The organism is Mariniradius sediminis, from assembly GCF_021491425.1.
GTDB lineage: Bacteria > Bacteroidota > Bacteroidia > Cytophagales > Cyclobacteriaceae > Mariniradius > Mariniradius saccharolyticus.
The window spans coordinates 10,886-34,009 of record NZ_JAKEVZ010000012.1 but is presented as its reverse complement, the minus strand read 5'-3'; the positions used below and the strand labels follow the sequence as shown (position 1 = coordinate 34,009).

Genomic DNA, 23,124 nt, shown 5'->3' with positions numbered 1-23,124 from the left:
ACAGAAAAAATCATAGATATGATGGATAGACATATAATCAGAAAAGTTGCCGCCAGAGTAATGATTGTCGCGGGCTTGGGCTGGATTTGCGTACAGAGTACTGTACAGGCGCAGGAAGGCTTGCCGGAATATCTTGAAATGGCGATGCAAAACAACCCCGGTATCCAAGCCAGTTTCAAGCAATACGAGGCTGCTTTGGAAAATGTCAACCAGAAAGGAGCCTTGCCCGATCCGCAGTTTTCGGCCGGGATTTTTCTACGGCCGATGGAACTGCTCATGGGCAATCAGCGGGCAGAGATGTCCCTGATGCAGATGTTTCCTTGGTTTGGCATGAACAGGGTTCAAAAGGACGAGGCTATGCTGATGGCCGAGGCAAAGTTCCATGCATTTAGGGAGGAGAAAAATCGGTTGGCCTTTCAGGTAAAGGAGGCCTATTACCAAATGCTGCTGCTTGAAAGCAACATAGATGTCACAAGCGAAAATCTGGAGCTGCTGCACATCATGGAAGAGCTTGCCCTGATCAAGTATCAAGGAGGTGACGTCTCCGCAGCGGCCACTTCCCTACAAAATGCAATGCGCTCCGGACCAAGCGGGCCAAAGTCAGCACCTCGACAAGACGGAATGGGGATGGGAAACCAAGACAACGCTGCATCTGCACCGATGCCCGCCCAAAGCCAAGCGATGAACTCGATGGAATCGACCGTTTCTGCGAAAATGACCGATGTTATGCGGATTCAGGTGCAGAAGATGGCGTTGGAAAACGAAATCAAGCAGGCTTCTGAAAGTCTAAGAGCATTGAAGATTCGTTTCAACCAACTCATTGGCAAGCCCTATCAATCCGATGTAAGGCTTCTTTTTCCAGATATTTCAGCCTCTACCGTGATGTTGGATAAATCTGACAGTATTTGGGCGAATAATCCCATGCTCAATATGTTGGAAAAAGAAGGCCAAGCCTACAGGGCGCAAGCCGAAATGGCGAAGTTGGAAGGGCGGCCAATGATGGGACTTGGGCTCAACTATATGGTGTTTTCTCCGCGTCCCGAATCAGGGATGATCGGAGGCATGGACGGCATGGAGTATATGCCATCCGGGATGGGTAACAACATGGTGATGCCGATGGTAACCCTGTCACTTCCCATTTACAGGAAGAAATACAAATCTATGCAGCGGGAGGCCGAACTTTGGAGGGACAACGCCACGCTGCAAAAACAATCGGTCTTGGAAAACTTGGAAACTGGATTTGAAGCTGAACTAGTGGCTTTTCAAAATGCCCAAAGAACACAAATGATTCTTCAGGAACAGGTAAAAATAACCCGCCAAATCCTCGAAATCCAAGTGACATCTTATGCTTCGGGAGAGGGTCGATTGGAAGATATACTATCTATCATGAAAGAGTTGATTGCTTTCGATCAGGAGTTTACCAATTCAATGGTCGAGGCGCACACGGCCCTTGCCCGCTTAGAGGCATTGATCGGGATTTGACCAAATTTTGAATTTCAATAATCAAGAATATGAAGACGAATAAAAATATCATCATAATCATTCTCGGCTGCCTGTTTTTCGGTGGCGTCATCGGTTGGCTGGTCAGAGGTGACGGGAAGGTGGAAAATGGTACAATCCAAGCCGAAGCGGATGGCGAGACTATATGGGTTTCACCGATGCATCCCCATATCCGCCAGAATGAACCGGGAAATTGCCCGATTTGTGGCATGGAACTGGTTCCACTAAGCCAGTTTACCTCAAGCACCAATACAGATCCCTACATTTTGGAAATGACACCCGAGGCAGTTGCTTTGGCAAATGTCTCGACCACACAGGTTTACGGTGGGGATGCGGGACGTTCAATCGAGTTGGTTGGTAAAATCCAACCCAACGAGCAGGGTATCCAAAGCCTTACCGCCAATTTCTCAGGGAGAATCGATCAGTTGTTTGTCAACTTCACCGGGGATGTGGTACAGAAAGGTCAGAAATTAGCTACCGTGTATTCTCCAGATTTGATCAACGCACAGCGGGAGCTGCTCGAAGCTGCCAAGATCAAAGATAGGCAGCCTGCGCTTTACGAGGCCGCGATCCAAAAACTTAAGTCTTGGAAGCTGACTGATGCACAAATTGCGTCGCTGCAACAAAACGGACAGGTCCAAACCCAATTCGACATCATCTCAGACAAGGCAGGAATAGTGAGCCAAAGAAACGTTGCTTTGGGCGATTTTATCAGCCGAGGTCAGTCTATGTTTGAGATCCTCGATTTGGGAAAAGTGTGGGTAATGTTGGATGTCTACGAGTCGGATATTGCTTCGGTGAAAATGGGCGACCTGGTCAAATTCAAGGTTTCCGCCTATCCCGATAGAGATTTTTCTGCCAAAGTAAGTTTTGTCGATCCCGTACTCAATGAGCAAAGCCGCACGATAACCGTACGCGCCGAAGCTCCAAATCCAGGTTATCAACTCAAACCGGGCATGTTTGTCAACGCCACGATCCAATCCGCAAAGATCGGCAAGTCAGGGATCTATGTGCCCAAGTCAGCTGTGTTATGGACAGGACCACGATCAGTCGTTTACGTCCAGGTCGGGTCGTTTGAGAGTCCCAAGTTTCAGTTGAGGGAGGTGGTACTTGGACCACAAGCAGGAAATGCCTACTTGGTGACGAGTGGGTTGGAATTGGGAGAGGAAGTGGTGAGCAATGGCGTTTTCGCGGTGGATGCTGCGGCACAGCTTTCCGGGAATTTCAGCATGATGGCCCTTCCCGAAAAGGCCCCTGCGACGCCCCTCGGTTTTCAGCAATCTTTGGAGAAAATCATCGGAGCTTATTCGGATTTAAAGGATGCCTTTGTGAAATCTGACGCAGGATTGATTGATGCGTTGATTTTACCGCTTGCCAAACACATCGACGGCGCAAATATGGCTGAACTGCAGGGTAAGGAGTCCACGAAATGGACGAATAGTGCAGCAATTCTTCAGAAAAGCTTAAAGGGAATCCAGTCAAATACTGATTTGGAGTTGAAAAGGAAGGAATTCGAGACGCTTTCCGAATCCCTGATTTCTGTCGTGGAGTATTTCGGCAATGGAGAGATGCAACTCTACAAACAGTTTTGCCCGATGGCATTTGGTGACAAAGGCGCAAACTGGCTTAGCCTGCAAAAGGAGATCAGAAACCCCTACTTTGGAGACAAAATGTTGACCTGTGGGGAAGTGAAGAAGACCTATTCTCCAAAAAAACCGATCTAAACGGATGCTCGCTGCAAGGACTGGATTTGGAATCCACTGGATTGCGAAATGCTTCGCTTGAGCTGTTCGTCGAGCTTTTTTGCTTCCTTTTTGATCATTTTCAGAAAGTGCAAGGTCTCGGCGGCAGGAGCTTTAGGATCTACAATCTCCAAGATTCCAAGGATATTGGCCAATTTGGCCCTTATCAAATGGGACTGGTTGAAGGTGACAGTGTGAAGCAGTCTTTGTTGGTGCAGCAGCAAGTGCTCGGTTTTTTTCTTTTCAGAAATATCGAAGAAACATCCAGCCATCGTTACAGGGTGGTTATCCGCGGCCCATTTTAATACCTTGCCATAGCCGAGTACCCAAACGTCTTGCTTATGGCGGTTCCTTATACGAAACTCGCAGTGAAAGGGGATTTTCCCCCCTGACCCAAAATGTTCTTGCAGGGATTTCTCAACAAGATTCCGGTCGGCGGGATGAATATGTCGTTTCCATTTGATAGCCTTGGTATCACCCGAATGTACGTGGTAGCCGAGCATTTCGGTAAGGGAAAGGCTCAGCTGTTCGGTATTCTCAGCTATATTCCAAATCCAAAACCCAATCAACGTATCGTTCAAAATGCCCTCCATCAAGTCGTGCTTGGCATGTACCTCGCTCAAGTCGCTCGGGAAATCGACAGATCGCTCTTTCTTTTCCTCCATTATATGACCTATGGCGGTGATAATGGGCTCGCCTTGGTTGCCAAAGGAAATCGTAAATTCCCATTTAGTCCATTCCAGGTCGTTTCCGGTGCGATTTACCTTTCTAAGGTCCAGCGTGAATTTTCTGTTTCCCTCGGATAAGGATTTTTCCAAATAATATTCATATGTTGAAAAGTCCTTGAAATAGAGGAATTCAGAAAAGGAAAGCCCCTTCATAGGTTTATCTATGAAGGGACAACTATTTTCAAAATGGGCGTTGCAAAGCGAAATATTGCTTTTTTTGTCCAGAATGAGGAAATAGTAGTAATCAGAAAGTTGAAAAAAATCTTCCATTGGTGAGGCGTCTACTGAATTGTCTCGTCTATAAGCGTCAAAGGTAGAAAAAGAAAACAAGATGCACAAATACTAATTTAAAAAGCAAAAAATAATATTTGAAAACAGAAACTGTTATGAATCATTCCTATCTATTAAACCGTCAAGAATTTGGATCCCAGGAGCATATCGGCAATCTAATGAGCCTAGAAGATGCGATGGAACTGCTTAAAGATTGGGTCAAAAACGAAAAACTACTCTTTCATATGCAGCAAGTGGGGCACTTGATGAAGAAATATGCGGAATCGAGAGGGTATGATCCCGCAATACAGCACCTTTGGCACTTGTCGGGGCTGCTGCACGATGCCGATTGGGACCAATGGCCCGAGCAGCATTGCCGGAGGATCATAGAGGAACTGGAAACCAGGCAAATGGATCCGCGTATCTTGAGAGCCATCGCCAGCCATGGACCGAGATATTTTGGGGTAGAGCCCGAGTCAGAGATGGATAAGATGTTGTATGCTTTCGACGAGCTTTCCGGTTTTGTCCATGCTTACTCACTGATGCGGCCACAGGGATATGACGGCATGGAAGTCAGCGGTGTCAAAAAAAGGCTGAAGGACAAGACCTTTGCCGCACAGGTCAGCCGGGAGGACATCGCGGACGCTGCCGCAAAAGCGGGAATTGCGGTAGAGGACTTGATCAGGTTTGTAATTGATAATCAGCTGAGACAAGTTTAGACAGCCTTTTTGGGCGAGATACGCCTTCATAAATCTAAATCTGATTTCCCAATTAAGGCTGAAATCACTCTAGTGTATACCCAAGCGTAAGACTGTTTGATTCGCCGTCGTCAGTCCCTTTTACATAGGTCCAAAAGTCTGATTCAGCTTTGAAAAACAGTCCGGTATTTGATGCAACGAAAACCCTTTCTCCAAAAAGCCGAACATCGTTCAAATCTGCAAACTCCATACCTTGGGTGTCAATTCTCTTAAAGTTGATGGGATCACCGGAGTAATCATTGAATTCCATCGCTTCGAAGAGGTTGTTGCCTCCGAAAAAGGTTACCAGTCGGTTTCCTACTGCTCGGAACTGCATTCTAAATGGTAGCTTTGCAATTGGCCTTAGGTCTTCTAACGATCCTGACAAAGACAGGTACAAGTTGGTGTCATCCCATGCCACAAGTTTGCCATTTTCGAGAATGGTATGTCCCAAGTGGTAGAAGATTCCGTCAAAATTTGCATTGACTTTTGAAAGCTTTCCGGTTTTATCTACAAAGTAGGTTCCTGCATTTGACCCGCAATTATGGACAAAGGAAACTAACCAACCTTCTCCGAAACGACCCATTTTTCCCGGGCTATCTATATCACAATTTGGGTTTCTGACTCCAAGTTGCGAAATGTCGACCTTGATGATACCTGTGGTGTCCTGAGGTAGGCCGAAGTTGCTCGCATGTTTCTCCACGTCAAAAATGTATAGATTTCGCTGATTTTTCACATGAACAAAAGCCAAGAGCAGATTGTCATTCAATTCAAATAGGCCTAGGTTTTCTCCTCCCCACATATACGCATCGCCAAGGGATTGACCCAGTGCGTTTGGCAGGAAGATGCTCTCCGGATTTCTCGGTTGGTTGACGTAGTACAAAATAAATGAGTTCAAATAGTTGCTCACGCCGACTACGTAATCCTCGCTGAAAGATTGAAGATGAACTTGATTGTTTAATGCGTAACAGCAAAGCTGCTCAACGGATAGATCATCGGAAATATACCCTGGATTAGACCGGTCAGAGTAAAACAACCGATTGGAGAGTACTTCAATTCTTCCGACGTTGATCGAATTTCCGGCAAAGTTTCCATTTGGAACTCTTTGGAATATTTCGTTTGCTTTTTCTGGTTGTGGATCGTCGTTTTTGTTGCAAGAGAAAAAAACCAAGGCCGTGGCGGCAATCAACGACAATCGGAATATTGTACTCATATTCGTAATAGGGTGCTGGTCCAAACGATGCGAATATACTTAGTTTCAACGAAATAAATCGATTTTAAATTGAATTCTTCATCTGCCAACGAAATGATAATAAAAAAGGGGCTTATTCGGCCCCTTCTTCATATTCTCTTAATTCTGCCTCCACCTGCTTCAGTGGCTTTAGGTTAGCTGGAATCGGCGGATTGAGTTCCTCATCCTTTTCATAAGGGAAAACTTCAACGATCGGACTCTCCGTCACGTCGGGCACCCGGAAGGTGACGAGCATATTGTTGAGGCTTTCGTGGATTCTCTCGTAGGCTTCCTTCACGTCATGGGCGGTGACAAGCATGTACTGCGTAACTTTCTTTTCCTTGCCACTATCAGCATCCGCGATGACATAGGTGATTTTGCACTTGTGCCAAATGTCGATGTCTTCATAATGGAACACGTCGACGAAGTTGCTTTTGCTGATATTAGTCACCTGGAAGTCGCCCCGGATGGTCGAACCGAGCATATCATAAATCCGTGCTTCCGCTTCTGTAAAAGAGACTGCATCCACGAGGTACTGTTCGGAGACATTTTTGAGCAATCCCTGCTCATTTTCTTTGGCATATTTAACCCTGCACAAAAACCAAGTTCTCATCAAGCTACTTTTTAAAATTGATGGCGCGAAGGTAATCGATCGGATGCGAAGCCACAATGGAAAATTGGATTTAGATTTTCCGGAGAAATCTTTTATATTTTGTCAATCATCCAGCCTATGTGGGAGCGAATATTTTACAGTTTTCCTCTTCAGCTTTTTTTTCTGCACCTCAAGAAAAATTTGTTGTTGTTGTCATTTTGGGCACTTCTTTTCCTGATTGTCACCCAAAATTTCGGCACCGTTTTGGGTATTCCGTTTCTGTTCCTTGATCCGGAATACCTGAATACCGTGTCTTGGCAGGGCTTTTTCATTATCGGTGTGGCATTGGCCATTTTCACAATGGCGTTTCACATGACCGCCTATATCTTGGATGGGACCAAGTTTAAATTCTTGGCAATTGTCGAACGACCGTTTATCACCTTTTGCATCAACAATTCCATAATTCCCCTCAGCTTTTACCTGCTTTATGTGATTGCCTTTTTGTCCTTCCAACTAGACAATGAGCATGAAAACAAGTGGATAATCCTACATTTTTTCTTTGGCTTTACCGCAGGGACCCTTACGACGCTGACCCTCTTGTATGCCTACTTCAGGTGGACCAACAAGGATTTTTTTGTGTTGTTTGCGGGGAGCGTGGAGAAAAGACTGCGCAAAACCCGATTGCCCCGGGCGAATATGCTCAAGCGGATATCTGAAACAAAAAAGGCCAAGAATAAGGTACTCGATTATCTCTCGGTTGAAATGCGGATTATGGAGGTGAGGCAGGATTTAGCGCGATTTGAATCCCATCAGCTACTCAGGGTTTTTGACCAAAACCACCTCAACATGGTGGTTATTCAGATAGTATTGATCACCACGGTATTTATTCTGGGTTTTTTCCGTGAATCTCCATTGCTCCAAATTCCCGCGGCAGCAAGTTCCCTGTTACTCTTGGCGATATTGGTCATGGCTGTTGGCGCGATTGTTTTTTGGTTACGGGATTGGTCGATTCCGACTTTTTTTGCGGCATTATTGCTTTTCAATCTCCTATCCGGTACAAAAATCCTGAACCGGCCGCATGCGGCGTTTGGATTGGATTATCAAAAAGAGCCTGTCGAATACAGTACCACACATTTGCAGGATATACTCCATCCGGATTCGGTAGAAAGCGATAGAAATCGTGCCCTTGGAATTTTGGAAAATTGGAAGAAGAAATTTCCAGCGGGAACGAAACCCAAGATGGTGTTTTATGCCGTATCGGGCGGGGGGCAACGGGCGGCTTTGTGGACGCTACGCGTGATGCAGGAGGTAGAAAAGGCGAGCGGTCAGCAGCTTTTCGCCCATACACAGATGATAACCGGAGCTTCGGGCGGTTTGATAGGAGCGGGTTTTTTCAGGGAGCTTTACCTGCGGTCGAAACTGGACTCGGCTTTCGATGTCAGTGATTCCAAATACTTGGACCAAATTTCCGCAGACAACCTTAACCCGATTATTTTCACACTTTTGGTAAATGACCTGCTCATCAGAAACCAACATTTTGAATACAACGGTCGGAAGTACCTGAAGGACCGGGGCTATGCCTTCGAGCAGCAGCTCAACTCGAACACCGAAGGCATAATGGATAAGCCAATAAGTGCATACCTTGAGCCCGAACTGCTGTCCAAGATCCCTATGATGCCGATTACGCCGCTCATCACCAATGACGGCAGAAAACTGATTATTGCGCCGTATTCTGTTTCCTTTTTGGGAATATCAAATGAAAGGCTGGAAGGGCGCCGGGAAAAAAGCCAAGCTATTGATTTTCAACGTTTTTATGCTGCACACGATGCCGGAAATCTTCGGTTTATCAGTGCGCTACGGATGGGTGCGACCTTTCCCTTTATCACACCCAACATCCAATTACCATCAAATCCGATAATGCAGACCATGGACGCAGGCCTTTCTGATAATTTCGGAATCCAAGATGCCTTAAGGTTTATCTATGTTTTTCATGATTGGATCGAGGAAAATACATCGGGTGTCGTTTTGGTAGCGATCAGGGACTCGGAAAAATTCCAGGCAGTGGAGCGCAAAAAGCTGCCTACATTTTTGGAGAAGCTCTTCACGCCACTCAAAAACATCTACATCAATTGGGACAACGTACAGACATTACACAACGAAAATGCTTTTACTCGCGTGCAGGAACTTATGCCTTTTCCTATTCAAAGGATTGAGTTCGAATATTCGACCCTTCAATTCCTGCAAGATCGCGGCTTGGCGGATGAGGACGGGGTATTTAATCCCAACCAACAGGAAATCCTGCGTGCCTCTCTCAACTGGCGCCTGACGGCAAGGGAAAAGAAGTCGATCCTGGACAACATCAACAACAAATTCAACCAAGAGTCGCTTCGAAAAATTAGGGAGATCAGGTTTTTGGAGTAGCGCCTTTGTTTGATTTGGAGACTACACCCTAGTGGCAGCTTTATTTTTATCAACTCACTTCTACTTCCATCTGGAACTTTTCGATCGCCTCCTGTCCTCCAACCACATATACCAAATCCCCCAGTTTCAGCTTTATATCACCGGTGATCTCGTAGATTGTTTTCTCGTCCCGCTTGATGGCGACGATGTTGACGCCGAGTTTTTGGCGGATTTGCGTTTCCTTGATGGGTTTGTTGATAAAATCTCCCGTGTCTTTCTCGACCAAGACCCCCACCAGATTGATATCGGGCAAATGAACTCGGATCCGACTTGGCGACGCGCCGGGAACTTTGCGGAACATGGCATAATTGTGCGAGCGGACTTCCTCGGTAAAATCCTCTACGTGATGCCGGGGGATAAGGTATTTGCCCAAGACTCTTGTGAAGATTTCAATCGAAGTTTCAAATTCCTCGGGAATCACCTCATCTGCACCCAGTTTTAGGTTTTCTTCAATCTCATTCACATATCGGGTACGCACAATGATATAGGGGTTTCCAGTCAAATGCCTGATTGCCGACACTATCCGTTTTGTGGCATCGGCATTAGAAATTGCGATAACGGCCACCCTCGCTTTGTTGATCTGAACATGCTGCAGCACGGTCTCATTTGCAGCATCTCCGAAGGTAATCGGTTCACCGTTGGCGAGTTCCTTTCTGACCGTCGCGGGATTCAACTCTATGATTGCGTATGGGATTTTTGATGTCTTGGCAGCCTTGGCCAGGTTATGCCCGTTTAGCCCAAACCCAATGATCACCAAGTGGTCTTTCAGGTCACTTTGCACGGCAGGGATCTCCGTTCGGGACTTGGCGTTGAAAGAATATTTTTCAGTCCCAGGGATGGGAAGATTGCAGATCCTCGATGCGATCTGTACCCTCTTGCCCATTGCAAAAGGAGTGAGTGCCATGGTTAACAAAGTGATGGACAAAAAATACTGATAACTCACAGGGTCAAGGAGCTCTTGGCGCATACCTTCCTTTGCCAATAGCAGTGAAAATTCACCGAGTTGGAAGATAGATAGGCCCACAATCAGCGACTCCCTTAGACTTTGCCCGATTAAGCGGACCGATACACTTGCAGCAAGGAATTTGATCAAAATGGTAACAAGGGTCAGCTCAAATATGGGTAGCAGGTGCTGGATGAAGAACCCCACGTCAAACAACATTCCTATCGATACAAAAAAGAAACTGAGGAACACTTCCCTGAATGGAAGGATCTTTCCGGTCGCATGGTGGCTGTATTCTGATTCGCTGATGATCAATCCCGCCAAAAATGCTCCCAATCCAAGTGAAAGGCCCAGCAAGGACGTCAAATAGGCCACGGCAAAGCAAATGACGATGATGCTTAAGAGAAACAACTCTTCGTTCTTGGACGCTGCAATGCGGTAAAGAAGTTTTGGTACCAGATATTTTGCGCTGATCAAGGTAACTATAACGACCCCGATACCCTTGAGACCTAGCCACAGCAGCGACCAACCGACATTGTCGTTGGCGCCGGCGAGCATTGGCGTTAGCAACATCAAAGGAACTATTGCAATGTCCTGGAAAATCAGGATTGCAAGGGTCGTCCTCCCGGAGATTGAGCCGACTTGGCCTTCCTCCTGCAAGATCTTTAATACAATGGCAGTAGAGCTCAGGGAGAATAGAAAACCAATGAATACAGCTACATTCCATTCAAATCCAAGAAAGGATGAAAAAAGATAGGTTGCCAGAATTGTCAGGATTACTTGGAGTGCGCCACCTATAAATACAGCCTTTTTGATTGATAAGAGACTTTTCAATGAAAATTCCAATCCAATCACGAAAAGCAAAAGTATCACGCCAATTTCTGAAAGGACTTCTACGGTTTGGGAGGCATTTACTAACGAAAATCCAAACGGACCCGCAAGCGCACCCGTCAACAAGAATCCGATAATGGTGGGTATTTTGAACCTGATGAAAAGCAATATTACCACGGTCGCCAAGCCAAAAATCCACACGATGTCAGCGAGCATCGGAATTTCAACATTGGCGAGAATCGAGAGGAAATTGGTGGACATCAGAAAATTATGGATTCCCTAAAATACAGCCTTTAGGCAAAAGACAAAGTGAGGATCCCCACATCGGGCAAGAAAAAACCGATCAGACCTAAGATTCGGCCTGAAACATCAGATTTTATCCAGGATTTCCTTTGTCAGGTCGTTGAGCTTATCTCCAGTATTGAGTGTTGTTGCGGGTTCGAAAAGCATCACTTGGACCTCCTCTTCGGCGACAGGTTTGTGTTCTACACCTTTTGGCACAATGAGAAATTCGTTTTCCCCAATAATTTCGATCCTATCCCGGAAAAACATTTGGAGCTTTCCCTTGATTACAAAAAACAATTCATCCTCATGGTCATGCTTATGCCAGACAAACTCGCCTTTCAATTTTGCCAGTTTGACTTGCTGTCCGTTCAGTTCACCGACGATCTTTGGAGACCAATATTCGGAAAACAGTGAAAGTTTTTCGGCAATATTGACGGTTTTCATTGGCCTTTGTGTAGCGGTTGGGCAGACATGTAAAGAGAGTTTTCTGGTCAAACATGACCAATTTTTCAATAAGCCAATCCCAGCTTTTTGTAGATAAAATGCATCAGCCAGGCCGGGCCGATCAGGAGGAACTGGACATCTTTCAAGAAAGACGGTTTCTTTCCTTCGATTTTGTGTCCATAGAATTGGAAAATCCAAGCGACAACGAAAACCATCAGGCTGATCGCCCAAAGCGGTACCGGCGCCAACAGGTCCAGGAGATTGGCGAGTGCAAGGCAAACAGCCGAAAACAAAAACATTCCCAAGGCGAGTGGAGGGGATAGCGTTACATAATAAATGAGAATCGCAATCAACACCACAGTGGCCCAGTTAGCGAAACTCCCCAAAAATGGTAGGTAGGTAGCTAATAATTGGGCTGGGATACTGTAGACCAATCCGGTGATGCTAAAGAAAATCGCGGGAACACATATCCAATGGATAAATTTATTGGTGGCATTTTGGTGGCTAAGGCCATATTCTTCCAGCAACTCGTCGATTTTTCTCATGGGGTTGATTTGGGTTGGTTCCTGTTTGGAATGTAGGCGGTAAATTAATAAATAGCCTAGGAAATTATCCAGCAATTGTCAAAATAATGCTAAGCTTTTGGGAGAGAAAACATTTCCTACACTACGATTTGGTGGTGGTGGGAGCGGGAATCGTTGGTTTGTCGACGGCTATCCAATACAAACGAAAGCGACCCGAAAGCAGCGTTTTGGTGCTGGAAAGGGGGATTTTTCCCAGCGGCGCCAGTACAAAGAATGCCGGGTTCGCGTGTTTTGGAAGCTTTACGGAAATTCTGGATGACCTCAATACCATGTCCGAAAAGGAGGTTTTGGAACTTGTTTCCAAAAGATTTCAAGGGCTCAATGCCATTCGTGCTGAATTTGGCGATATGGCACTTGGCTACGAAGCCACAGGTGGATTTGAGCTTTTTACGAAGAATGAACTGCCGCATATCGGTCAAATGGCCAGAATAAACAGTCTCCTCCTCCCTTTGTTTGGCAGTGAAGTTTTTGAAGAAACTTTTTCAATTGAGGGGTTTCAATTCGGAAAAAAAGTTGAAGCAGTCGTTAGGAATTCCTTTGAGGGAGAGCTGGATACCGGAAAATTCGTCACAGCGCTTTGGGAGAAAAGCCAAGCTTTGGGCATAAGGATTGTGACAGGCGCGAAAGCGACCTCAGTCGATATTGACCGACGAATGATTTCGGTTTTGGATACCGCTTCCAATCTGCCGATTTCATTTCGTGCGGGACAGATAGCGTTTTGCACCAATGCATTTACAAGGGAATTTTTACCCGAACTTGATATCCAACCGGGGCGAGGATTGGTGATGGTCACCAAGCCAATTACCGGAGGATTGCCATGGAAAGGATCTTTTCACTATGACAAAGGTTACGTCTATTTCCGGCAGGTCGATGGCAGGTTTCTAATTGGAGGCGGTAGAAATCTAGATTTCCTTGGAGAGCGAACCACCGAATCTGCCATCAACCCAAAAATTCGATCTTATTTGATTGATCTTGTCAATAAGGTGATCCTTCCCAGGAAATCCTGGGAAATCGATATGGAGTGGACTGGGGTGATGGCCTTTGGACAAAACAAAAAACCAATTGTAAAACTTCTAAATCCACACGTTGGGATTGCGGTGCGTCTTGGAGGAATGGGTGTCGCTATCGGCTGGCACACCGCAGGAGAGCTCGTGGCATTGCTTGATCCCAGTTAAATTCGGAAAAAGTGTTAATTTCAAAACCTTAAATCCACAACGATTCCTGATGCAACATACTCGAAAAGAACCTACCGTTATTTTGGCACTTTTGCCCATTGTTTTTTTGATTGGATTACTTGCGATGAACATCAAAATTTTTGGTACTGATGGCCTTTCGGGTTCAAATCAGCTTGTATTGGTCTTATCTTCGGCTTTTGCGGCAGCTATTGCAGTTTACAGCCTTAAAATCCGGTGGGAACACCTCTTGGACGGGATGGTGAAAAGCATCTCATCAGCCATGTCAAGCATATTGATTCTGATGCTCATCGGGGCATTGGCAGGAACTTGGTTGTTGAGTGGAATTGTGCCTGCGATGATATACTATGGGCTTCAGGTACTCAGTCCCAGTATCTTTCTACTTGCGGCTTGTTTTGTTTGCGGGGTTGTGTCAGTCGCCACCGGAAGTAGCTGGACGACTGTCGCGACTGTAGGGGTGGCCTTGTTAGGAATAGGAAAGGCATTGGGCTTTGGAGAAGGAGTCATTGCGGGGGCAATTATTTCTGGAGCCTATTTTGGTGATAAAATGTCTCCACTTTCCGATACTACCAATTTGGCACCAGCCATGGCCGGGACGGATCTCTTCACCCACATCCGGCATATGGCAAAGACCACGGTGCCATCCATGACAATTACGTTGATCATCTTTGGGGTGATGGGGATTTATGCAGATGGAGACGGCTCGGTCAATCAGGTAAAGGAGATATCTGCGGTAATTTTGGAACAGTTCAATATTTCAGGATGGCTGTTCATTGTGCCATTGGTTGTCTTGATATTAATCCTGAAGAAGGTTGCAGCAGTTCCGGCATTATTGATTGGAGCTTTGCTTGGGGGTGTGTTTGCGATCATTTTCCAACCTGAAGTGGTGAAAATGATTGCTTCCGTGCCGGGAGAGAGTTTCTCTTTCGCTTATCTTTCTTTCAAAGGCGTCATGATGGCCATGTATGGGGAAATCAGCATTGTGACCTCCAATGATGTGGTAAATGAACTGTTGACCACAAGAGGGATGGCAGGAATGATGAACACGATTTGGCTGATTGTTTGCGCAATGGCATTTGGGGGAATCATGGAAGAGAGTGGCATGTTGCGGGTTTTGGCGGAGGCAGTGATCAGAAAAGTGCACTCAGTGGGTTCATTGATAGCCTCTACAGCCGCTACTTGTGTATTCTTCAATGTCACGACTTCCGACCAATATTTGGCGATACTGGTGCCTGGAAGGATGTATGCGAACGTTTATAAGAAAAGAGGTTTGAAGCCCGAAAACTTAAGTCGAACTTTGGAGGACAGTGCGACTGTTACTTCTGTACTGGTGCCTTGGAATACATGTGGCGCTACCCAGGCAACCGTCTTGGGAGTTGCGACGTTGACTTTTGCGCCTTATTGCTTCTTCAATATCATCAGTCCATTTATGACGGTCCTATTCGGGTATCTCAAACTTGGCATCAATTTTTATACGGAAGAGGAAATGTTGGAAATGAAAAAGGAGTTGGTAGCATGATTCCGTTGAAAATATCTAAAACAGAAATCAATGAGCTCCCCATGGGGCAGTTTGAGGGAGATATCGTGTTGGTCGATCGCATGGATCAGGTGCGTGAAGTCCTCGACGAAATCGAGCGGCACAAGCATTTGGGCTTTGATACGGAGACCAAACCATCTTTTACCAAAGGAACCCAACACAAAGTAGCCTTGATGCAATTGGCGACGGAGGATATCGCTTTTTTGATCCGTATCAACCAAATCGGGGTTCCTGAGGAATTGCTGGAGGTGCTTCAATCGAGAAGCGTCACCAAAATCGGTGCTGCCGTCCTTGACGATTTACGGGCTTTGCAAAAAATCAAGCGGGGCTTTGTGCCGGGCAATTTTTTTGACTTGAACGATGAACTTAAAAAAGTTGGATTCCAAAACGTTGGCGTGCGGAATCTCGCAGCGATGGTTCTCAATATGCGAATTTCAAAATCTGAACAGGTTTCCAATTGGGAGGCATCTACGTTGACGGAGAAGCAGATGGTCTATGCAGCGACTGACGCTTGGGCTTGTCTGCAGGTCTTCAAGAAACTTGAGTATCAAGGTTACCTTGAGTCTCTGATCAAGTAATCCGAAGCCCCTCGATTTCTGAGAGCTTGTTCCTCACTTGTTCCATTACGCTGTCAGCCACATTCAATTCCATCTCGCAGGAATTGTCGAAGTGTTGTTCTAGTATACCGAGTTGGTAGTCTTTGACGATTTTCATCACTTCGTTCATCGACAAATAGCCGAACTCAATTTTCATGAATTGAAAATCCTCCGTTTCCAGAATCTCGTTGTTGGCCAATGCATCTGCCGCAGCCTCGCGGTAAGCTTGAATCAGTCCTCCGACACCCAATTTGATTCCTCCAAAATACCGGACCACCACAATCAACACGTTGGTCAATCCATGTGACTTGATCTGACCCAAGATCGGGTCTCCTGCGGAATGGTTTGGTTCGCCATCGTCATTTGCCCGATGGATATTTCCTTCCTTTCCCAACACGTATGCGTAGCAATGATGGCGTGCGTCGTGGTATTTTTTCCGAAGCAAAGTCAATTGCTGCTGGATTTCCTCCTCAGATTTCACGGGGAATGCATACGAAAGAAATCTACTGCCCTTTTCCTTGTAGTTTCCTTCCGATAGGGTTCCGATTGTTTTGTATTTCAACAAAAAGAGGATTTGAGGTGTGAAACAAAGTTGAAATTACTGGAAAATATTCAATCCGCTTCAAGATTTGCATATCAGGGATATGGAAGATGGAGGTTTAACAATCTCATAACACGCCCAATAATTTAAAAAAGCCCTAAAAACCTTATGTTTCAAGTTGAATTGGCTAGATTTAATATTGTTTTCTGAATCATGTTTGGAGTTTTTTTGCGGAGTATAATTTGATTCAAGACTGGATTGGATATTTGAGACATTCAATGGCGATGGAATCTTCAAGCAAACCCTTGGTCACGGTTGTTCTGACTTCTTTCAATCAGAGCGATTTTGTTTTGCGTGCACTTGAGAGTGTAAAAAAGCAAGAATATCCAAACCTGGAATTGATCATCGTAGACAATGGAAGTAGGGATCAGTCTGCCGATCAAATCGAGAAATGGTCCAACCAAAATGCGGAAGGCTTGGTTTCGAAACTTATCCTCAGAAAAGAGTCCATGCCCTACTGTAAGTCATTTAATGAGGCATTTTCATTAGCCAAGGGGCGATATTTGATCGATTTGTCAGGGGACGATGAGCTGATGCCAGAGCATGTGTCGCGCTCTGTCGCCAAATTGAAGGAAGGGATAGGAGCGGCTTGTTGCTTTTCCGATGTTTGGTTACGGGACGGAAATGGAAAGAAAAGGACTTTTTTCAAACGTGACCGTCAAGGCCATTTAGCTCAAAAAGTTAAGATAGGAGACGTCTATCGGCAGGTCGTAGAGCGCTACTGTATCCCTTCCGTGTCTTTGGTTTTTGATACGGAGATATTTAGAAAGGAGGGGGGGTATGATGAAAGCCTCAGCTATGAAGATTTTGACATCATCGTGAGGCTCGCGAGGAATTATTCCTTCGTCTTTTCCAACCATATCGGCGTCATAAAAAATGTCCATCCCGGATCTTTTTCCGCTGCCCAATATGCGCCCAAACAATCAAAAATGCTTCCATCTACGCTCAAGGTATGCTGGAAGATCAAGGAAATGAACCGTCGCCCGCGGGAAAACGAGGCATTGTTGAAGCGAATTTATTACGAAACCAAACATGCGCTTTTATCCGGCAATTTTGAAGTCGCGGGCGGTTTTTTGGAATTGGCAAGACAGGTTGGAGGTAATGGGCTCAAATTCCGTTTGCTTCAGACCTGGTCGGCAGCTAAGGTCAATATCAGTCCGATTTATTCTTTGCTCAAATAGCCTAGCCAACTAAAATCTCCACAAACTTGCTTGGATCGAGATACTTTTTAGCCACGTTGCGGATATCGTTTTCCTTAAAACTCAGGATGTACTCGAGCTGACGCTGATAGTAGCCGAAATCCAACCCAGACAAGTGTACAGATTTGAACCTGCTTATCATTTCGAAACTGGAATTGAATTGGGACAGAAGTTTTCCTGCCATATAGTTCCTCAGGGTTTCAAGTTCATCGGTGGGGATTGGTTCGTGCTTAATACGCTCGATTTCTCGATATATTTCACTGAATACCTCCTCACTATGCGCCTTGATGACGTCTGCCGCCACCATCCAATAATCTGAACTACTCAAGCTGCCCACGGCGCTGTAGATGCCATATGTATGCCCTTTGTCCTCACGGATGTTTTTGGAAAGCCGACTGCCGAAATACCCTCCCAGCAAGGTATTCATTACCCAAAAGGGCAAATGGTCAGGATGGGAATTAGGGACCACATGACATCCGATTCGAATGGTGGATTGTACAGAGTCCTTTTTCTCCTCGTGGACGCGATGGTTGGGCTTGTTGACAAACTTGGATTCGACAGGAGAAATAGACCTCACCGTGAGATCCCCCAAAAGTTCGTCAATTGCCTCTATTTCTTCATTTCCCACATTTCCGGTAAGGAAAATCTGAGGTTTGTTCCAGAGGTGGTTTTCGTAATACCGGATCAAGTCCTCCCGTTGTACCGAATCGACATCCTCAGCAACCGATATTTGGCCGAAGGGATGGTCGGCACCAAACATTTCCCTCTTGAACAATTGTGAGGCCCAATAGCTTGTTTTGCCGCGATTGACGGAAAGCTGTAGGGATTTTTGCCGTTTTTTCTTTTCCAATTCCTGTCCTGGGAAAACCGCCTCAGTTAGTAGTTCACGGAACACCGGGAGTACTTTCAGAAAGTGTTTTTTGGTACTTGTCAGGTTGATTTGAAGGAATTCAAATCCTATTGAGGTATCTACTTCCGCAGCATAGGTATCGAAGAAATCGGCAATTTCCTCCGAACTTTTAGTTTTGGTGCCCTCGACAAGCATTTCCAAGGTAAAAAATGGGATCAATCTTTTTTCAACCAAAAGGTTGTCCAAAGACGCGGAGACACAGATTTCCATTCGAATAATCTGAATCTCGGGCGTGGGTATAAAATGTACGGGAATCCCATTTGGCAGAAGCCTGACCTCGGGATGAAGCAACTTTATCGAGTCTGGAATTTGAAATGCAGGCGCCTGGCTTCTGTCCAACATTATTTGGTAGAAATGTTGTAGGCCAGGGAGAGTCTAAGCGTCTCGGCCAAGGGGTGGTTTTGTACTTGTGGCACCAAGTAGGAGAAGTCGAATACAAGCTTCTGGTACTTGATACCAAAACCCATTGTGAAATATCTTCTGCCACCTTTGTTGGGATTTTCGTAAAAATAACCCGTTCTCAATTTGAAGATGTCATTGTAAATGTACTCTGCACCAAATGAAATCATCACTTCTTGGAGTTCCTCGCTGAAGCCATCCGGCGCATCGGCAAAAGAGGTAAACATCGCGTTAATAAGCGGCCTATTAGGGTCTCTTCCGGCCTGAATGATAAAGTCTCCGTTTTCGTCGGTAACAAGGTTACCGTTTTCATCCCTTTCCAAAACAGGTGGAGATGGAACCATCAACTTGTTGAAATCCAAGGCGAACGTCAGTGAATTCATCTCGTTGAGGTTGATCTTGTAGGCTGTTCCCAATCTGAAGTTGGTGGGAATAAAGTCCAGATCATCCGCACTGTTGTAGGTGATTTTTGGTCCGATGTTGGTGATTGTCACACCCCAAGACCAAACGCCCGTCTTGTTTCCGGAAAGGACTTCAGTTGCATAGTACAAGCCTACGTCTGTGCCTACGGATATTCCCGGGCGGCTCTCTTGGCCTGAAACGGAAGAAATGTTGCCGGAAAGGTTGGAGTGGATGAATCTCGCTGAGATACCCAATCCAAATTTGTCCGAAAGTTTTCTGGAATACGTTCCGCCAATGGCGATGTCCCTTGGCGTAAACTCTCCCAACTCGTTACCGCGACCGTCAGTGAGTTGGATGTCACCCATATTGAAGTATCTGAGATCCACACCAAAAGCTGACACTTCGTCGATTTTGTGGAAAAAGGTCAAATAGCTCAACGACATGTCGTTTACCAGCCGTCCCAACCACGGGGAATAAGACAATTGGAATCCCATTTTGTCTTCGATAAATGCCAGCTTTCCTGCATTCCAATGTGCCGACGCGTTATCAGGGCTGGTTGCCACACCGACGTCTCCCATGGCTGAGTGCCTGCTGTCAGGAGCGAAGTTAAGGAAGGGTACCGCCGTAATGATGACCCTACGATTGGGATCCTGTCCGGAAACGATAGGAGCATTTTGGGCAAGCGCTTGGAATGATATCAAGGTAATCCATGAAAAAATGGCAAGGGGGGTGATAAGATGTTTGTCTAGTTTCATTTGATGGTAATTTTTCCGCTCTTAGAATCTGTGGTACCGTCTTTTTCTGAAATGAGCAATAGCCTGTAAATATAAATGCCTTTTACGGGATATTTGGTTGACGAATGGAAAAAATTCCATTCAGGCGCATCGAGTTCAAAATCAGCGTTGATATAACGCTTACCGTCTACATATATTTTACTGCCTAATATAGAATAAATTTCTAATTCAACCCGCACATTTTCGCCCGGTCTATTGTGGGAAATCTTGAATTTGCTGAATTCACTCGCTGGGTTGGGATAGCTGACAACATCTAACATTTTGATATTGTTCGCCCCTTTGATTTCGATGGTTTCCCTGAGTTCGCTACGGTTACCAGCATTGTCCCATGCCACCATGGCGATTTCGTTGTTGCCCTCGACCAACTGATCAAGGATGCTTGAAATGGTCCCATTTTGGAAGGAACTGCTATTTGCAAAATAAAGGTGATTCAAAGGAATGGGTTCGCGGCCGTTGATCCGAAGGAAAATACCTTTTTCAGGATCAATTGAAGAGGCATTGATGCCGCTTGGGTCTTTCAGCTCGATTTGGATGGGGACCGATGCAAATGCAAATTCGGCTGGGGCAGGTTGAAGATCGGGGCCGTAGAGAATTTTGATTTCGGGGCCTTGCTTGTCTGTATCAATGGTTGTCTGACGGTTGCTGAAGGGGATTTTCTTGATCCCCATCGCTTCTGTTTCGAGGCTGGGAATGGTCGCAAAAAGCCGAATACTTGCCAAACCTTCTCCGAGATTGCCATTTACCGGAAGCAAAAATGAAGATTCGAAACGGCCATCCTTGACTTCGCCTTTTCCCTGAAACAGGAACGTGGTTTCTTCCGCAAAATCGACAGGATTACTCTCGTCACCTTTGGTGGTGAAGGTTTTCGGCTGATCCATGATTTTGATAGAATACTCCCCATTGGCTTGGATCATCGTAGCGCCTGTCACAGGGTCAATCACGGACCCGTTCAACTTGAACTCCCGAAGTGGTATTAGAGTATCAGCCTCGACGGCGAACTCCATCTCGATTAAACCATCTGCTTTTGCCTCGAGCTCGGGTAAGGCCAATTTCAAGGATGGATCTCCCAAGAGGGAGAAATTTCTATTCAAGGTTCCGTTTAGGCTGTTGTTTTTCGTAATCTGGAATATTGCTCCCAGGTCTTTATAGGTGAAGTTCTCCTTTTCAAAAGCAGTTTCGATAAAGGCTTTGTTCAGGGCAAAATTGACACTGCTAAAAACTGGCCTACCTGTGGTCAGAAGCGCAATTGCACCTTTTTTCTCCGCTATCAACAACTCCTCTGCCCCGGACCGTGACAGAGGACTGTCATGCCTGCCAAACTCGCAGGTGGCAGTCACAAACAAGGGCAACAAAGGATTGCTCGGCCAATCGATGAGGTCCAAAGTAGAAAAGATGCGTTCGGCAGTCAGGGTTGTTTCATTGCCATGGCCGATGTAATTCAGCAGGAGCACGCCTTCTTTGATGGCATCGTTCAGCGCTTTCCGCGCTTCGGGAGAGGTTTGGCCATTGCCGTTCTGAATCTGCTCGAAGCGATCCAAGTAGAGTTTTTTGATTTCAAATTCAGGATGGTTTTCCGAAAGATAATTCGCATGTAATTCGGCGTCACGCAAGTGGATGTTGTTGTCCCCATCATCGGTGAGGAAAGCCAAATTCCGCTTCCATGGGCCCAGATTGGCAAGGGCGGTTTCATAGGAAATTATTTTGTTGACCAGTTCTGTAGCCTCTCTAAGACTGAGTGCAGGCAATCGTCCGACGCCGATTCGGAGAAGCTCGTCGCCCGCTTGGTCTTCTGTCCAGTTTCCTTGGCCCCACTCCAAAAATCCGAAGAAGTCATCCGAACTGTAAGTGGTCAGGGGATTGAGACTGTTGCGTGAAGTGTAAATGGGGAATAGGTTGGGGCGTCCTCCGATTTTCCCCTTGTAATCAAAAGAACCCTTGCCGAAAACCAGGACATTTTTAAGTTTCCCGTGCTTGTGGTAGTGGGCGGCTATGAAATTCCGAATGGAGGAAATGTCCCTGTTTCCATAACCAAAAGCATCGAAAATATCCTCCAGTATGTACACTTCCGTTTCCAGTCCCCTTGCGATCTTATGGGCGGCGAGGCGTTGGGCTTGTGATACCAGACTTCTGTGGGTCAAAATCAGAAGCTCCGGGCTTCCGTTGATGGTCCTCAGCGAGAGACTGACGCTTTGGAGATTCTGAATGTTCGGCGTTTGTAGCGGGTCAAAAACGGCAATCTTGTTGCCTTTGATCAAATTGGTCTGGCCGGAAATATCTGTAACCCGAAAGAAATCAGATACCTCCCAGGCCATAAATCGACCTGGCCAAGCCACGGATTTGTTTTCAGCAAGGTGGAAATAAATTCCATTAGACAACTTAGCGCTCGAAATTCTGGATGATAGCAAGGCATAATCGATGTAGCCCGTACCGTTTGGATCAGAAGTTTGAAAAAGTAGGTTGAAATTGATCCTATTCGGGTTGGTGGAGGTGAAGTTTAACGCAATCTCCGCCTCTCGGCCCTTGATGCCATAAGTGGTATTCGGGATAGCCGCAATGGCTTGTTCCCCAATGGTCTGTCCGCTCGCATTGATTCTGAACCTTCCCTCCGCGAGGGCTTGGGATACCAGGTTGAACCGAACATCGTAAGGTCCTTCGGCGCCGTTTTGCAAATCGAAGCCAAACGTGAATGTTTGCCCGCTGAAAATCGGTTTGGAGTACCAGCTTCGTCCGGAGTTGATAAGGTTGGTTTCTTCCCATTTTTGGGCTTGTGCGATCTGCAGGAAAAAGTCTGAGGCAGGATTCTCTACTGTTACTTTTTCCGTTGCAATCGTATTTTCCCTGACTTTTGGTCCGACCATATAATATAAGGTGTCGGTGTAATGGTGGTGGGCGTAGTTTAGTTTGCCGTTTTGGTGACTGACAACATTGGGACCTTCGAGGAAAAAGTACAAGGACTCGCCGATTCTTTTTGCAGGAACTTCCCGTAGAGTCAGATCGATGCTGTCCAATTTTTGGGGAAGCATGCCTGGGTTACCATAGACGCTGATTTGATCCAGATTTTCATATCCAAAAACGCGCACCTGTACCAAGTCCAGTTTGTAAACTCCGGATTGGGTAATGGGAAATTTCAAGAATTGTTGACCGTG

At 45.9% G+C, this 23,124-nt stretch carries 18 protein-coding genes; 8 read left to right on the top strand and 10 right to left on the bottom strand.

What is annotated here, in order from left to right; genetic code table 11:
• The first annotated feature begins 21 nt into the window (after positions 1 to 21).
• Positions 22 to 1,482 (top strand): TolC family protein, encoded by a 1,461-nt coding sequence (locus tag L0U89_RS15155; RefSeq protein WP_234862292.1) that lies wholly within the window; start codon positions 22 to 24, stop codon positions 1,480 to 1,482.
• A 29-nt stretch (positions 1,483 to 1,511) separates the two neighbouring features.
• Positions 1,512 to 3,224 carry an efflux RND transporter periplasmic adaptor subunit gene (locus L0U89_RS15150; protein ID WP_234862291.1) on the top strand — a complete coding sequence of 571 codons (1,713 nt, stop codon included), beginning with the start codon at positions 1,512 to 1,514 and terminating at the stop codon, positions 3,222 to 3,224.
• On the opposite strand, the gene L0U89_RS15145 is transcribed toward L0U89_RS15150, so the two are convergent.
• Positions 3,221 to 4,123, bottom strand: a complete 903-nt coding sequence (locus L0U89_RS15145; protein ID WP_234862290.1) for a PAS domain-containing protein — start codon at positions 4,121 to 4,123, stop codon at positions 3,221 to 3,223. The genes L0U89_RS15150 and L0U89_RS15145 overlap by 4 nt on opposite strands.
• A gap of 233 nt (positions 4,124 to 4,356) precedes the next feature.
• On the opposite strand from L0U89_RS15145, the gene L0U89_RS15140 reads away from it, so the two are divergent.
• Positions 4,357 to 4,959, top strand: a complete 603-nt coding sequence (locus L0U89_RS15140; RefSeq protein WP_008626966.1) for a hypothetical protein — start codon at positions 4,357 to 4,359, stop codon at positions 4,957 to 4,959.
• A 64-nt stretch (positions 4,960 to 5,023) separates the two neighbouring features.
• Here L0U89_RS15140 and L0U89_RS15135 read toward each other — a convergent pair whose 3' ends face one another.
• Together L0U89_RS15135 and L0U89_RS15130 are read right to left on the bottom strand one after the other, a co-directional pair.
• The gene (locus tag L0U89_RS15135) at positions 5,024 to 6,190 is read right to left on the bottom strand and encodes a hypothetical protein (RefSeq protein WP_234862289.1); all 1,167 of its coding nucleotides are present in this window, start codon (positions 6,188 to 6,190) and stop codon (positions 5,024 to 5,026) included.
• A gap of 112 nt (positions 6,191 to 6,302) precedes the next feature.
• Entirely contained in the window at positions 6,303 to 6,821 is a 519-nt protein-coding gene (locus L0U89_RS15130; RefSeq protein ID WP_234862288.1) for a DUF4494 domain-containing protein, read from the bottom strand.
• 117 nt (positions 6,822 to 6,938) lie between these two features.
• Here L0U89_RS15130 and L0U89_RS15125 point away from each other — a divergent pair, with 117 nt between their 5' ends.
• Positions 6,939 to 9,221 (top strand): patatin-like phospholipase family protein, encoded by a 2,283-nt coding sequence (locus L0U89_RS15125; protein WP_234862287.1) that lies wholly within the window; start codon positions 6,939 to 6,941, stop codon positions 9,219 to 9,221.
• Positions 9,222 to 9,270: 49 nt separating this feature from the next.
• On the opposite strand, the gene L0U89_RS15120 is transcribed toward L0U89_RS15125, so the two are convergent.
• The 3 genes from L0U89_RS15120 to L0U89_RS15110 form a co-directional block, all read right to left on the bottom strand.
• Positions 9,271 to 11,295 (bottom strand): monovalent cation:proton antiporter family protein, encoded by a 2,025-nt coding sequence (locus L0U89_RS15120; protein ID WP_234862286.1) that lies wholly within the window; start codon positions 11,293 to 11,295, stop codon positions 9,271 to 9,273.
• Between the two features lie 108 nt (positions 11,296 to 11,403).
• The gene (locus L0U89_RS15115; protein ID WP_234862285.1) at positions 11,404 to 11,763 is read right to left on the bottom strand and encodes a cupin domain-containing protein; all 360 of its coding nucleotides are present in this window, start codon (positions 11,761 to 11,763) and stop codon (positions 11,404 to 11,406) included.
• A 65-nt stretch (positions 11,764 to 11,828) separates the two neighbouring features.
• Positions 11,829 to 12,308, bottom strand: coding sequence for an Mpo1 family 2-hydroxy fatty acid dioxygenase (locus tag L0U89_RS15110; RefSeq protein WP_008631992.1), 480 nt, complete (start codon positions 12,306 to 12,308; stop codon positions 11,829 to 11,831).
• 86 nt (positions 12,309 to 12,394) lie between these two features.
• Between L0U89_RS15110 and L0U89_RS15105 the strand changes: the two genes are divergently transcribed.
• From L0U89_RS15105 to L0U89_RS15095, 3 genes are read left to right on the top strand one after another with little or no spacing between them, the layout of a single operon-like run.
• Positions 12,395 to 13,522 carry an NAD(P)/FAD-dependent oxidoreductase gene (locus tag L0U89_RS15105; RefSeq protein WP_234862284.1) on the top strand — a complete coding sequence of 376 codons (1,128 nt, stop codon included), beginning with the start codon at positions 12,395 to 12,397 and terminating at the stop codon, positions 13,520 to 13,522.
• Between the two features lie 49 nt (positions 13,523 to 13,571).
• Positions 13,572 to 15,059, top strand: coding sequence for a Na+/H+ antiporter NhaC (gene nhaC / locus L0U89_RS15100; RefSeq protein ID WP_234862283.1), 1,488 nt, complete (start codon positions 13,572 to 13,574; stop codon positions 15,057 to 15,059).
• On the top strand, positions 15,056 to 15,655 hold the full coding sequence (locus L0U89_RS15095; protein WP_234862282.1) for a 3'-5' exonuclease: 600 nt from the start codon (positions 15,056 to 15,058) through the stop codon (positions 15,653 to 15,655). Before nhaC ends, L0U89_RS15095 begins: the two co-directional genes overlap by 4 nt.
• On the opposite strand, the gene L0U89_RS15090 is transcribed toward L0U89_RS15095, so the two are convergent.
• Complete coding sequence (locus L0U89_RS15090; protein WP_234862281.1) at positions 15,648 to 16,238, bottom strand: YigZ family protein; 591 nt, start codon at positions 16,236 to 16,238, stop codon at positions 15,648 to 15,650. The genes L0U89_RS15095 and L0U89_RS15090 overlap by 8 nt on opposite strands.
• A gap of 260 nt (positions 16,239 to 16,498) precedes the next feature.
• On the opposite strand from L0U89_RS15090, the gene L0U89_RS15085 reads away from it, so the two are divergent.
• Positions 16,499 to 17,455 (top strand): glycosyltransferase family 2 protein, encoded by a 957-nt coding sequence (locus L0U89_RS15085; protein WP_234862280.1) that lies wholly within the window; start codon positions 16,499 to 16,501, stop codon positions 17,453 to 17,455.
• Between the two features lies 1 nt (position 17,456).
• On the opposite strand, the gene L0U89_RS15080 is transcribed toward L0U89_RS15085, so the two are convergent.
• Genes L0U89_RS15080 through porU form a run of 3 tightly spaced genes read right to left on the bottom strand, consistent with a single transcriptional unit; the run spans position 17,457 to position 23,109 of the window.
• Positions 17,457 to 18,725: a M16 family metallopeptidase gene (locus tag L0U89_RS15080; RefSeq protein WP_234862279.1), complete on the bottom strand. Its 1,269-nt coding sequence runs from the start codon at positions 18,723 to 18,725 to the stop codon at positions 17,457 to 17,459.
• On the bottom strand, positions 18,725 to 19,939 hold the full coding sequence (porV, locus tag L0U89_RS15075; protein WP_234862278.1) for a type IX secretion system outer membrane channel protein PorV: 1,215 nt from the start codon (positions 19,937 to 19,939) through the stop codon (positions 18,725 to 18,727). The genes L0U89_RS15080 and porV overlap by 1 nt, the downstream gene beginning before the upstream one ends.
• Positions 19,936 to 23,109: a type IX secretion system sortase PorU gene (gene porU, locus L0U89_RS15070; RefSeq protein WP_234862277.1), complete on the bottom strand. Its 3,174-nt coding sequence runs from the start codon at positions 23,107 to 23,109 to the stop codon at positions 19,936 to 19,938. The genes porV and porU overlap by 4 nt, the downstream gene beginning before the upstream one ends.
• Positions 23,110 to 23,124 lie beyond the last annotated feature (15 nt).

Bases quoted from the DNA above. Each gene is read 5' to 3' on its own strand.
- L0U89_RS15150 (WP_234862291.1), top strand. From the start codon at position 1,512: ATGAAGACGAATAAAAATATCATCATAATCATTCTCGGCTGCCTGTTT.
- nhaC (WP_234862283.1), top strand. From the start codon at position 13,572: ATGCAACATACTCGAAAAGAACCTACCGTTATTTTGGCACTTTTGCCC.
- L0U89_RS15135 (WP_234862289.1), bottom strand. From the start codon at position 6,190: ATGAGTACAATATTCCGATTGTCGTTGATTGCCGCCACGGCCTTGGTT.
- L0U89_RS15125 (WP_234862287.1), top strand. From the start codon at position 6,939: ATGTGGGAGCGAATATTTTACAGTTTTCCTCTTCAGCTTTTTTTTCTG.
- L0U89_RS15155 (WP_234862292.1), top strand. From the start codon at position 22: ATGGATAGACATATAATCAGAAAAGTTGCCGCCAGAGTAATGATTGTC.
- L0U89_RS15115 (WP_234862285.1), bottom strand. From the start codon at position 11,763: ATGAAAACCGTCAATATTGCCGAAAAACTTTCACTGTTTTCCGAATAT.
- porV (WP_234862278.1), bottom strand. From the start codon at position 19,939: ATGAAACTAGACAAACATCTTATCACCCCCCTTGCCATTTTTTCATGG.
- L0U89_RS15085 (WP_234862280.1), top strand. From the start codon at position 16,499: ATGGAATCTTCAAGCAAACCCTTGGTCACGGTTGTTCTGACTTCTTTC.
- L0U89_RS15080 (WP_234862279.1), bottom strand. From the start codon at position 18,725: ATGTTGGACAGAAGCCAGGCGCCTGCATTTCAAATTCCAGACTCGATA.
- L0U89_RS15105 (WP_234862284.1), top strand. From the start codon at position 12,395: ATGCTAAGCTTTTGGGAGAGAAAACATTTCCTACACTACGATTTGGTG.
- L0U89_RS15110 (WP_008631992.1), bottom strand. From the start codon at position 12,308: ATGAGAAAAATCGACGAGTTGCTGGAAGAATATGGCCTTAGCCACCAA.
- L0U89_RS15145 (WP_234862290.1), bottom strand. From the start codon at position 4,123: ATGAAGGGGCTTTCCTTTTCTGAATTCCTCTATTTCAAGGACTTTTCA.
- L0U89_RS15095 (WP_234862282.1), top strand. From the start codon at position 15,056: ATGATTCCGTTGAAAATATCTAAAACAGAAATCAATGAGCTCCCCATG.
- L0U89_RS15120 (WP_234862286.1), bottom strand. From the start codon at position 11,295: ATGTCCACCAATTTCCTCTCGATTCTCGCCAATGTTGAAATTCCGATG.
- L0U89_RS15130 (WP_234862288.1), bottom strand. From the start codon at position 6,821: ATGAGAACTTGGTTTTTGTGCAGGGTTAAATATGCCAAAGAAAATGAG.
- L0U89_RS15140 (WP_008626966.1), top strand. From the start codon at position 4,357: ATGAATCATTCCTATCTATTAAACCGTCAAGAATTTGGATCCCAGGAG.